Annotated in this window: 9 protein-coding genes and 1 CRISPR repeat array (1 of these 10 only partly in view); of the genes, 2 read left to right on the top strand and 7 right to left on the bottom strand. The window is 29.6% G+C overall.

Features of this window, described 5'->3' with window-relative positions:
- Positions 1-117: 117 nt before the first annotated feature.
- Positions 118-1,020, bottom strand: coding sequence for a restriction endonuclease (locus ACGHJ8_RS05140; protein WP_390542080.1), 903 nt, complete (start codon positions 1,018-1,020; stop codon positions 118-120).
- A 40-nt stretch (positions 1,021-1,060) separates the two neighbouring features.
- Positions 1,061-1,672, bottom strand: coding sequence for a hypothetical protein (locus ACGHJ8_RS05135; protein WP_390542078.1), 612 nt, complete (start codon positions 1,670-1,672; stop codon positions 1,061-1,063).
- Positions 1,673-1,777: 105 nt separating this feature from the next.
- On the opposite strand from ACGHJ8_RS05135, the gene ACGHJ8_RS05130 reads away from it, so the two are divergent.
- Both ACGHJ8_RS05130 and ACGHJ8_RS05125 read left to right on the top strand, forming a co-directional pair.
- Positions 1,778-2,524, top strand: coding sequence for a Type 1 glutamine amidotransferase-like domain-containing protein (locus ACGHJ8_RS05130; RefSeq protein ID WP_390542076.1), 747 nt, complete (start codon positions 1,778-1,780; stop codon positions 2,522-2,524).
- A 211-nt stretch (positions 2,525-2,735) separates the two neighbouring features.
- Positions 2,736-2,912, top strand: coding sequence for a hypothetical protein (locus tag ACGHJ8_RS05125; protein WP_162607636.1), 177 nt, complete (start codon positions 2,736-2,738; stop codon positions 2,910-2,912).
- 49 nt (positions 2,913-2,961) lie between these two features.
- Here the strand turns inward: ACGHJ8_RS05125 and ACGHJ8_RS05120 are convergent, their stop codons facing one another.
- From ACGHJ8_RS05120 to ACGHJ8_RS05100, 5 genes are all read right to left on the bottom strand, one after another.
- Positions 2,962-4,227, bottom strand: a complete 1,266-nt coding sequence (locus ACGHJ8_RS05120) for a TIGR02679 domain-containing protein (RefSeq protein ID WP_087357674.1) — start codon at positions 4,225-4,227, stop codon at positions 2,962-2,964.
- Positions 4,224-8,231, bottom strand: a complete 4,008-nt coding sequence (locus ACGHJ8_RS05115; RefSeq protein ID WP_390542074.1) for a TIGR02680 family protein — start codon at positions 8,229-8,231, stop codon at positions 4,224-4,226. Before ACGHJ8_RS05115 ends, ACGHJ8_RS05120 begins: the two co-directional genes overlap by 4 nt.
- On the bottom strand, positions 8,228-9,349 hold the full coding sequence (locus ACGHJ8_RS05110) for a TIGR02678 family protein (protein WP_162607635.1): 1,122 nt from the start codon (positions 9,347-9,349) through the stop codon (positions 8,228-8,230). Before ACGHJ8_RS05110 ends, ACGHJ8_RS05115 begins: the two co-directional genes overlap by 4 nt.
- Complete coding sequence (locus tag ACGHJ8_RS05105; RefSeq protein ID WP_087357671.1) at positions 9,342-10,829, bottom strand: TIGR02677 family protein; 1,488 nt, start codon at positions 10,827-10,829, stop codon at positions 9,342-9,344. The genes ACGHJ8_RS05110 and ACGHJ8_RS05105 overlap by 8 nt, the downstream gene beginning before the upstream one ends.
- A gap of 234 nt (positions 10,830-11,063) precedes the next feature.
- Positions 11,064-12,341 carry an IS1380 family transposase gene (locus tag ACGHJ8_RS05100; RefSeq protein ID WP_390542071.1) on the bottom strand — a complete coding sequence of 426 codons (1,278 nt, stop codon included), beginning with the start codon at positions 12,339-12,341 and terminating at the stop codon, positions 11,064-11,066.
- A 259-nt stretch (positions 12,342-12,600) separates the two neighbouring features.
- Positions 12,601-12,920: a CRISPR direct-repeat array (repeat unit 30 nt) (it continues 1,542 nt past the right edge of the window).

Below are 12,920 nucleotides of genomic sequence, written 5' to 3'. Positions count from 1 at the left end.
TCTGTTTACAATCGTCTTTCTTATAAAAATATCAATGTTAATTTTAGATAGGCAATAAAAAAAACAATCTCGGTTTATTGAGAGATTGTCACTATATATCATTTATAAATATCAACATTAAACAAGTTCACTATCAAAATAATCTAAATCTAATTGTTTGATTTCATAAGTCTGCACAACACTCACACCTAAATTATATTTTATCATTAAATCCGTTAACATTTTACCATCAATTAAAATGAGTTTAACTTGTAATTGTTTTTTTGCATAATCGATGGCTTCTCTTGTAAAAGTAGATGTAGTAATAAATAATCCCTTTGTACCACCTTGACCAGCTACTGCGCCTAAAAACTTTTGAATTTCTGGTCTTCCCACACTACTTCTATTCCATTTCTTAGCTTGAATATAAATACTATTAAATCCAAACTGATCTTCATTGATAATTCCATCTATACCTTCATCACCACTATAATCAGTTGAAATGATAGATTCTTTATCATAAGCATAACCCATTTTATCCAACAAATCTAAAACAAGTTTTTCAAAAAAAGCTGGATCTTTAGATATAATCATATCTAATAGTTCATCACTGACACGTGATGATATCATCTTAATAGATTGGTCAATATTTTCTAAAGGTGTAGACTCTTTTGGTTTTGATTGATATTCAGGTTGTTCATTATGACGATTTACAAACTGTCTAACTTCTTCATATTGCATTAAATAATCATCATCAACATGAATATGAGAAGATAGTATATTTTCCCCTTGAGGTGTAATTTGATAAACACCTCTTTCTACAGAACGAATCAATCCTGCTTTTGTTAAATATGTTTTTGTCCATCCCAAACGATGATAAATCACTGTTTTATGACTGTTTTCCATCTTTTGATTTCTTTCATCTTCAGTTAAATGTAATACATCAGATACTTCATCTACCATATCACGTACTCTTAACTGATGATGTTTATTTAATACTTGTAACACTTCATTATACATTTCATTATATTGTGGTATCATTTGTTATCTCCTTTACTTTTTTACAAAATATATAACATTTCTACTTTATTTTATAAATGCTATGATCGGCATCTATAAATGTATCATAATAACTTTTGATTACTTGCTTAAAGTGAGCATCTCTTTGATGACATCGACGAATCTGATCTTTTAAAATCGCATTTATGTCATAATCTTCCATAATTTCTTCAACACTATTGATATGTCGTAGTTTCCCATATTCTACTATAGATTCAATAATTCCTAATATTTTTTCTTGTGCTTCATTTTTTGGAACATCATCCAGTGCATCGATTCTTTCCATAATAAACCATGGGTCGCATATTGTTTCTACATCATAATGTTTTTTGACTATTTTACATATAAGTTTAAGCAAAGCATCAGAATTTAGTATTTGTGCTTGATCATCAACAGCTTCCCAACTCATCTGATCTCTTTTAAAAAAATAATCATCAGTATCTGTTACACTCATATATTCTTGATACTTATCCAATATGTCTTGTTCAGTATACTGAAAACCTAATTGATTGATTTCTTTTAATAAATCGTCAATAGATATATTTTTCATATATTCTTTTCTTTGGTGATATCTGATAAAACCATCTTGCATTTGTCTTAACATTGCCATTTTTTCTTCATCACTTAAATGCATATTGCTCAACTCCCTTTTCTTTCTATGATTATTATAACAGATTTTTCTAATCTATTTATCTTGTTTCGATCATTTTTGTGATAAAATAAACATGAGGTGAAAAATATGGTCATTTTTTTAACGAGTAGTCCTACTGGTCCATTAGATGGGAGTAGACAAGTTGATGGTTTAGATAAGAAAAATCATTTTGTTGATGAATTAAAAAAATATTGGAAAAACAATAGTCGTTGTTGCATGATTGCAGCAACTCCAGATGCTTATAAACAAAATGATGACATGTGTGATTTCTTTAGAGAAGTCTTTTTAAAAGAAGGTTTATCTTTGCAATGTTTTGATTTGATTGATAAAAGATATAGTAACTTTACAAGAGACGATCTCCAACAATATGATGTCATTATCTTAGGTGGTGGTCATGTTCCTACACAAAATCAATTCTTTCAAGACATTCAACTTAGAGAAAAAATTGAAGATTTTCAAGGCATTGTGATAGGCATCAGTGCTGGCAGCATGAATTGTGCTGATATTGTTTATTGTCAGCCTGAAGAAGAAGGTGAAGCTATAAATCCTCATTTTCAAAGATGGATTCAAGGTCTGGGGCTTACTCATTTCAACATCATTCCTCATTATCAGATGGTCAAAGATAGATACTTGGATGGATTAAGACTATATGAAGACATCACTTATAAAGATAGCATTCATCATCCATTCATTGTATTAGTTGATGGTAGTTATATCCTAATCAATGAATGTACAACAATCTATGGAGAAAGTTATCTGATTTATAACGAGCATATCCAACTTATATGCCATGAAAATGAAACAATAGATTTCAAAGAGATGAAAATTGAATAAAGTCAAAAGGACGTTATATTTATATTTTCACTTTTGTGATTTATAAAGTAAAATACCGAATAAAATGTCTTACTGGAATCATTCAAAAAATAATATATGTTTTCTTGAAAGTGATTTTCTATTACTGATGATTTCATTACTGGAGAAACATCAAATCTTCTTGAATTTTAAAACTACTTTTATATAATGAAAGAACGAGGAGGAAATATATATGAACCAAAAAGATGCTCAGCTATTTATTGATGAAATGAAAAGTATTGGTGATGATTGGACCATTGATCAAGTCATGGATATCTATGGTCACACAAGTCTTGCCGTTGCATTATCTGATAGAAAAAATTCTATCAATATGCTGTCAAATATTCTTGATAAAGTCATCAACCGTTAAGCCCAACATAAAAGAGTCTATGCACTGTTTAGACTCTTTTATGTTGATTTTATATAATTTTCATCTTTTTGAGTTCTCTTTGATAAACATCAATAAGTCCTTCCTGATAACCAAATGCCTGTTCTTGTTGAATAGCTTGAGCTATGATTTTGAGATTATCAGTTTTGATTTGATTTAACATTTGTAATCTCTTTGATGAGATATCTATTTGTTTGATTTTAATTTTTTCAAATAATGACACACTATAACAAAACAAATGTAAATCCTGGTATCTTTGTTTTAATTTTTCAGCAATCACTAATCCCTCAGGATCATAATCTCCTGCATAATATAATGAACAGCCACTATCAACAAGTTTATCTAATAATAAATATGTACAAAAATTAATTTGCCCATTACTACAAACAAGTCCGACATCCATTTTATGATGTTTAATAAAATTACACATCATACGAAAAACAGATGGATTTTCAAAGATAAAAATATCCAAAGGGATAAACAAATCTTTCATTACATTGATATTATAAAGATTCATATTCCAAGGTTCATAAGCTTCATAAAATCCCTGCCATGAGGGATAAGCCTTTTGTGGCTGAATATGACATATATAACAATAATTAGATAAATCATCTTTTAAAATACCAGCACTATACAAAACATCTATCATTTTGAATGAATCTAAAGACATATCTTCATGATATAAATCATAGACTATTCCTTTTAATAAGAGTTCTCTTGGTAAATCTTCATCAAAATAATGCGGATTTTTTGTAATATTTTGTGAAAAGACAGGTAATAATTCAAAGCTCAATTGATAAACTGGTAATTGATTTAAAGCACGACAAACATTTTCAAGAACTGACTGAAACATATGTTGATTCTGTTCAAAATATCTTTTGACATATCTATCTGTCGATAGATATGTCTTTAACCACGCATAAGATTTGGTATCTTGAAAGATATGAAACAAATTTTCTTTGAATTCATCAAATGCCAAAATCTTTAATTCCTTGATTTCCTTTCGACTATAAATCAAAGACTGATTTAAAATTTCTAACGTTTTCAAAAAATCAGCTTCTCCATAACGTGTTTTCTTTAATTTTTTAAGAAACTGTGCATAAGTTAATTCCAATCTGTTTTGAGATAAATCCCATCCTAAACCACCTAAACATTGTTTTTCATCATCAGTTAAATTTTCTAAAACAATTTTACCACCTAAATGTCCTAAACGCTGATATTGTCTAATCCATGCCTGTACAAATCGTTGAAATCCTGATTGATTTAAATAATCAGCCAACTCTTGTTCTACACTCATGAATATTTCAGCCTCTTATTCTTTCCATTCCATATATAGGCAATGACCGTCACAAATGGTGCATTATTAGGTCTAAATAACTCATAAATAGCTAATGATAAACAAGAAGGATAATCTCCCCATAATACCTGTGAATTCATAATATAATCAAAACCAAATTTTGTAATCAAGGCAAACATATTATCAATGTTGTTTTCATCAACTCCTGCAAAGGCTTCATCCAAAGCAATCAATAATGGAGCATCTTTTCTGGCACTTTCAAATTTAGCAGCCACTGCTGAAAATAATGGAACATACATAGATAATGCTTTTTCTCCACCACTATAAGCATAGAACACATGAGAAGTTAATTCTTTACGATTTTCATTAGGTTTTTTCGCATATAATGTAAAATCAAACCATTGACGATAATCCATGACATCTTTCATGAGTTGATGGAAAGAAGCTGTCGTATTTTCATCCTGACTCATTTTTCTGGCACTATTGATTTTAGAGCGGAAATGGTTAGATATTTTCTTACGATCACTGTCTTTTAACACATGATAATCCATTTCTAATAACTCAACTAATTTTTGTGTATCCAATTGACCATCATCTGTTGCCTTACGACTTTTCCATTTTAAACTTAATTGTAAACCACTACTTGTATTCATATCATTCATATAACTTTGAATTTTATCTACCCATTGACGACTGGCATGGATGCGTTCTCTTATTTTCTTGCTGATGGTATTCACAAGAATATCCTCAAAGATATGACGATCCTCATCAACAATTAATAACTCCTGCATTTCTATATTTTGTTCTAATATATCTGTCAGTTCTAGAAATGAGATCCTTTTCCCTTGATTTGTCGCTTTTAAAATAAGTCTAGATGGGACATCATCAACATCATGGCATAATGGTACATTTTCTTGTACAACATTATATTGATTTAAATATATATTTTGTTCAAAATAAACACGCTGTAACTGATTTTGATAATCAGCAATAGATTTTTTATGTGAAAATTCCTGATTCAAATCACGCATTATTTTTCCTATATCCTCATCAGACATATCTTCTTTAATAATAAAATGTAAATCTTTTTCCTGCATAAAAATATCTTTATAGATAAGCATATGATTTTCTTGTTCCAACTTTTGATCAGATAAATTTTGTATATCTATGTCTACTTGTTCTATCTTTGTTTCTAAAACGGATTTTTCTTTTTCTAAAGCTGTTTTTTCATCTTCTAATCTTTTGATTTCATTTTGCAGATCTTGAATTTTTTGCGCAATATCCTGATAACCAGACTCATTTAATTTTTCCTGTAATAAATCACGCTTTTGTGTGACCACACTGATTTTATGCTGGTACTGTTCAATTTCATAATGCAACTCATCTAAATCATCAACGAGCTGACTGGCTTTTTCATCTTGTATAGCTTTTAAATCCATCGTTTGTAGCATCTGAGTATAACTATCTTTAAAAGATTCAAAAGCTTCCTGATAATCCTGCAGATCATCTTTATAAGCTTCAAATGCTCCTTTTTGTACTGGCAATAACAATTTGGATGCTACAACTTTTATCTGATTATGTATGTCTGTTAATTTTTGATTTTCTAATAAAATCAATTGTTGCAGCTCTTGAATCTTTCGTTCTAATGTTGCCTGCTCTTTTCTTAGCATTTCCACATTATCAAGACTTTCTTTTAATTGTTTTTCATCACGAAAACTTTGATATTCCAATAAAAGCGTTTGCTGCTTTTCTTTAGTCAACTTTTCTTTTTGCATATTTTCTTCTTTGAAAGTTTCCAGTTCTTGAATTTGAAGTAAACAAGATTCAATCTTGTCCTGTTTCATTTTCATACGACTTTCATAACCAATATAAATGGCTTCTTGATTTAAGGAAAGACTCCCTTCAATAATTCCAGATTGGAAATATTTATCTTGAATGACAACTTGTTGATTTGTTTCGATACCTAAACATTCTAAAATAAACAACAAATCATTTTGATTATTGAATTGAGAGATTGTCAGAGTTTGAAGCTGATTAACATCTTGATTTGTCCAAAGATAAAAATCTTGACATCCTTGAGGCAGTTCTTGAATACGATATTGATCATTTTTATGCACAACCAAAGCATTCAATAATTGCATTTGAGATAAGATTTCTTCAATTCTTTGTTTTTGAAGATCTGTCAATGATGCATCAAATTCAAGTAAGCGATAAAATGGAACATAGTCAATATGATGTTCATCTAAATATTGACGATTCAACTGATTTTCAGGTGTTTGTTGTGGTTCAATATCTTCCAAAGATTCCAAATATTCTTTTTCATGGTAGAGTTTTGATAATTCATTTTCATTTTCTTGAATCAATCTTTCATAACGCATCTGTTCTTCTATCAATTGTCTTGACATATGCTGATAAATATCATCTATCACTTTTTGAATCACAAAGTAATCATGAGTCATTTCATAATCAATCAAATGTTCTCTTATTTTTTCCATATCTTGTTGAGATATTTTTAAAATCTCATTGTTTTCATTAAAACGATGATAATCTTCTAAATATTCTTCTATCACTTGTTGATATTCTTTTTGTAAATGTTCCATTTGTGTTTGTAAAACAATGTATTGTTCCTGCTTTTGACTTTCATCATTTTCATAAAATGCAATTAATTGAGATTGTGTTTCATAATCTTTCCACATTGCTAAACCATCTTGAATTTGTTTCATATCATTTTGTAAAACTTGTCGTGTATATGAAAATTCAAAATTTTTCTTGCGTTGTTCAAAACATTCTTTAATAGCTAAATGCTCAGTTAAAGATAAAATTTCATTAAAAGCGTTCATTTCTTGAATCAACTTTTGGCATTCATATTCTTTTTGATCAATGAGATTTTGGTATTCTTCAATACTCTGATTTAAATCTTGATAGACTTCTTCTTTTTGTTCACAAATATGTATTTTCTTATCTAATTCTTTTTGATATTGAGTCAGTTCCTGATTGTATTCACTAATAGATTCTATCCATGCTTCAATATCATGCGTTTTCATAGAAGAAAGTTCATTTGTCTTAACTTCATATTGAATTCTATTGGTATCTAATTTTTGATGATTATCTAATAAATTTTGATAAAAATGTTTTTTCTCTTTATCTTTTTGTTTGATATTTTGATTAATTTGTTGATATAAACGTTGTTCTTTGATATATTTTGTCCATTTTTCTAACAAAAGAACTTGATTGTAAGTTTGATAAATATTTTTTAATTTCTGAGCTGCCTGTAAGCTTTGTTTCAGCAATTCTAACTGATCTTGAAGATTATCCATATTCATAATGGCTTCACTCATTGGTCTTAAATCTTCATCGCTTAATGGTTGTAAAGAGGAAGCTAAGATTTCATTAATTTTTTGTGGTGATAAAGAATTGCTTAATTTAGGTGAACGAAGCTGTAATAATAAACCAATGGCATCACCATAATCCTGCAAACTTTCAAAGCCAAATAATGCTTCATTGACACGTTTCATATATTCTTTTTGTGACTCAATGACCTGATCTCCTAAAATATTTTTAAGCTGTTTTTCACTTAACGTCAGCTGATTTTCCATTAAAGCAAAATCTATACCAATACGACGATTATCTTCAATCACAAAATACCATGAGTCTAATGGTTTTCCTTTTCTAGCACGAAGTCCCATTCCAATTGTTTTATAAAGTTCACTATCTTCTCTTTTAAATTCTAGATATAAATAACCAATACGTTCTTCACGTGATGAATTTTCATCAATCAGATAAGTTTCTATTTTTCTTGAACGTGTTCCAAATGGGTCCAGTCTTTCACTGCTTTTATTTCCATCCAATAACAAAGGAATAAAACTTTGCATCGTTACAGATTTTCCACTTCCATTACTTCCACGTAACAACATATGTCCATTTTCAAATTCAAATACTTCATTTTCGTAACACCAGAAATCAACCAGTCCCATTTTATTCATGTGCCAACGACTTAAACTCATGATTGACCCTCCTCAAATTCCCCAGTCAGTTTCGCAACAACTGGATAAAATATAACATCATCATTTTGACAAGACATAAAACCAATTTCCATAAAACGCTGATAAACCATGTCTACAAGTTGATCAATACTTTTTTGTCGATAAGTAGCGGGTAAATAAGATATTTGTTTTTGTATGACGAGTTTAAATCTTTTCAAAATTCTTTCTTTTTGATCGATATAAATTTCTCTTTCATCAATTTTGTAATCTCTATTTTTAATACCTTTACGAATCTGACTACAGCATAAAACAACCAACTCATCTAAAGCATTTGATTTAGGAAACATTTGTCCTACCTTCACATCATCATCCAAAATTAAAAAAGCACTGGACTCATAAACTTGTAAATCACATGGAAAAAATTGCTGTAAATCTTTTTCAATGCTTTTTCTATATCTGCGAATATATGAAAAATCATCATTTTCATCATCTTCTCTATAAATACCACATGACAGTAAAAGACGACGATAGACACGTTGTATACGAATAAGTCCTCGATCTTGACTGTCATTAGAAACCCATTCATTTTCCATCACATCTTGAGGATCTACCCATTCAAAAACATCAGCTGTAAAATTACGCATAAAATATCTTGATAATCCAGTATTTTCAAATAAAACTTCTACAAACTGATCTTGCATGAACTGGTCACTGTTTCCATCATCTTGAATAATAAGTTGTTCTTTTATACAATACTTTAAAACATTGACAAGCATTTTTCGATGTTTAAATTGTAGCCAATATTCTTCATCAACACCTAATTGAATTTGTACAAATTCGCATAAATGGGATAAAATAAATTGCTCCTCAATTTCTTTATCCTCAAGAAATGTAAGTATATAACATAGAATTTGATATTCTTCTACATGTTGAAACTGAGTAATTCCCATCCAGGGTTCAGCTTTTCCAGGTGTTTTATCAAGTCTTATAAACTGAGGATGTGAAATGAGTGAAAAACCTGCTTTTTCTTGAAAAAGATTTCTTAATTCTTTGATATGATCTTTAATTTGGTAATAACGTTCTCGATCATTACGCTTTAAGACCCATCTTTGCGAAAGTAAAACTTCTTTATTATTCATGAACTTTCTCCTTAAATATAATTTTAAATTTTGGCATGATAAAATGCCCATCTATACACTCAACTTCACACATTTGATTAGCTTCACTTTTATCAATCATATAAACTCGTCCATCGTCTGTTTTAGATGATAAAGATTCCTGACCTAAAGCTTTTGACAACCACATAAGCAATGTTTTTCTTGTATTCGCATCAATAACTGGTAAGGACGAAAAATCAATTTGATTATTCACAATGAGTTCCTGTATTTTTTCCATCTGTTTTGCATATTCAGCTTCAATCATTAATTGTTGTTCCATACGTTCAAAAGTATGGTCTTCAGCAGGTTTTCTGACTGTCTTTTTTCTAACAATACGTGAATGAGGATCAAATTGAATATATGAAGGATGATCCTGATAAACACCCATATGTATGTCTTCACTTAAACGAGGTGTAATATAGTTAAGATGTAGGCAATCTTCTACCCCAAAAATATAAGCACTCATGCAATGAGCTTCATTAATATCCTGACATTTCTCAAAAATTTCAGCAATGTGTATATATTGTTCTTTACGATGTGATCCACGATTTATCATTTCAGATATTTGTTGTGCATAACGCGTCATTTTACGTATGATTTCATTAGATATATCATATAAATGATCAACTTCATTATAACCATCCTGACCTACAAACCAATAATATAGACTCAACCATTTATCTTTAAAATTTTGATAAACATCTTCTCTCTTTAATGCTCGTCCAATACGTGGAATAGACAATTCGTAGTCTGTTGCTTTTTGAAAAATTAATTCTAAATCATTTTCATCAATATTTCTCATAAGACTGGAAATTAAAGCTCCTGTATTTTGCATGGTCATGACAAATTCTCTTAAATACATAATGATTTTATCTTTATAAACAAGAAATTCTGTTGTCTTCATGAGTTCTTCTGCTTTTGCACTATTTAATGTTTTGATATAATCCTGATAATTTTGATTTAATCTGACAAAATCGTTCATGAGCAAATTCAGCCATCCATTCACATCACTATTTTCTTTTTGACTTATGTCTTTCACTTGAGTTAATTGATGATAAATTCTTTCCAGTAAAGTCGGTTCTAATGATGCCCCTTCAATTTCTAAGTTCTCTAATCTTAGTGTCATTCTTTCAATCTCAACAGTATATTCACTTAGCTGATAACGATATTTTTTATTTTTAAAATCATCTATTGTTCTGACTTTATTACTATCTTGACTTGCTGTTAAATTTTGCCATTGTGTAAGCTGTTGAAGATCTTGTTGACATTGTTCTAATGTATAATCTTGATAGCCTTCTATCTGTCTAATTTCTTCATAAACTTCTTCTTTATGAATCCAATAATGAATCTTTTCGTATTCCAAAAAGAAGTATCTAATAATCAAACGATACCTATCAACATTATCTGCTCTTAGATAATTGACTTCTTTAATTGGTTTAAGTAATTTATCATAAACTTTCATGAACTTCCTCCATATTTTCACTTGAAATCATTATACTCTTTCAATATCATGTATCGCAACAATCTTTTACATATTTTGCCCAAATTATTCATGAAAGCAAATTTGTGATGAAAAACTTATAAATCATGTCTATTTTCTAGCTTAAAAAATGTTATCCACCGTAAAATTGTGAATAACCGTAGCTAAAAAAGTGTAGTTTTTCAACTACTTTCAATAAACTATGGATTTTATGTTTTAATTCTGCAGTTTTTGATAGTATTTTAAGAATTTCTTCTTATATCTATATGCACTGCTAAATGACAATATGATTCTTCTTGCATGTCGTATGACCTTTACTGCTATCTTTTGATACTTGTTTCTAAATGTATTCATTCGTATCTTCTGATCTTTGCCTTCTAATACAAGAATCCTAAATAGATGATAGAAGTTATAACACAGTGATGATATCATGAACTGGAAACAGTTCTTTTCAAAATCATGATGTCCTACATTATCTCCATTGAAATCATCTTTCAGTTCTTTTGTGAAGTTCTCTGAGTTTCCTCTCTCCTCATAGAAGTCACAGATGTCTTCGCATGATCTTTTCATGTCATTTGTTATGATGCAATAGATAACTGGGAACATTGTCAACTGTTTATCCTGTGCTGGAAATACCTTAAAAACATATCGGCATGGTGTGGATAGACTTTTAGGTGAGTATTCTATCTCTCCATAATAGGATTCCTGATTTGTGTAATTCAAATAATCAATTCCATTGTCTTCCAGATGTTCAATGATCATATTTTGAATCTTTTCATAGCTTTTGGCTCTAATGTAGTATTGAATATCTTCATGATGCATATAATCCATGAATTCAGTATTGTAGAATGCACTGTCACCCCTCATGGAAACAGTCTTGCCTTTTCTATCAAGATGTGCCAGTACTTTCTTGAGTTCATTGATGAATCCATTAGATGAGTATGCTGCTCCTGTTCTAAAGTTGGAACTTAACAATAGTTTGGTATTATATTCATTAATCATCATTGGATGGTATCCATTGACACCATAATGGTAGATATATGCAGAAGCTTCCTGATGTCCATGAGTTTGTGTTTTTGTTGAATCGACGTCAAGAATGATATTCTCAACATGCCTATTGACATAGTCGCAACCTAATCTTTGAATATGTTCCTTAATGGTCATGTTGGTTTTCATGTTGATTCTATCAAAGAATCTTGATAAAGTAGGCTGTGAACAGGCATTGATGCATTGTGATAAAAGTGGATCATCAATAAGTGTCATTTGATCAGCCTGATTGAAGTAGCCTAAAAGGTTACGTAAAACAATTTGAGTGACAATGTCAGAATTGGAATACTTAGGCAATCTTCTTGTATCATTGAAAGGAATGTCATCTAATGAAGATAGCAGATTGTACTTTTTAAGAAATGAAAGAAGCAAGATGCTGCCACCATCACAGGAAATGTTGCCACCGTTAAAATTTATGTTGTCAAAATTGAAAATAGATTGTATCATATAAGTGCTCCTTGTATTGTAGTTTGGTCACTTACATTATACAGGAGCTTTTATTATATATAAAGAAAAACTATTCACCCAACGGGTGAATAGAAAAAGAATAAATAAAAGCAGAAAATGCCTATGAAATAAGGATATTTCATGATTATATTATAATCTCATGAATAATTAAGGTTTTGTATAAATAATATTTTTATTTTTGGTCATTTGGGATTGTTATTAATTAATAGTTATTTACTGAAACAAAATAAAGACGGTATAATTTTAAAACATTATATGTTGATATTGATTTGGACGAAGCAAAAGAAAATGCTACTCAGGCTAAATTTCAAAACATTATATGTTGATATTGATTGATATCCCGTTCCCTCTGGTGCAAGTTCAATGGCATTTCAAAACATTATATGTTGATATTAATCAAAACTGCAAAAGACTTAGGAATTGAACTCTTTGTATTTCAAAACACCATATGTTGATATTAATCCTGGAAAGTTGGAAATACCTTTTATAAAGGAGTTGAATTTCAAAACACCATATGTTGATATTAATCAGAGTTGTTTCTATTTTTTTGTGTCTAAG

This window comes from Massiliimicrobium timonense, from assembly GCF_042850985.1.
Taxonomy (GTDB): domain Bacteria; phylum Bacillota_I; class Bacilli_A; order Erysipelotrichales; family Coprobacillaceae; genus Allocoprobacillus.
The sequence above is the reverse complement of the archived record's forward strand: the minus strand, read 5'-3'. Positions and strand labels throughout refer to the sequence as shown.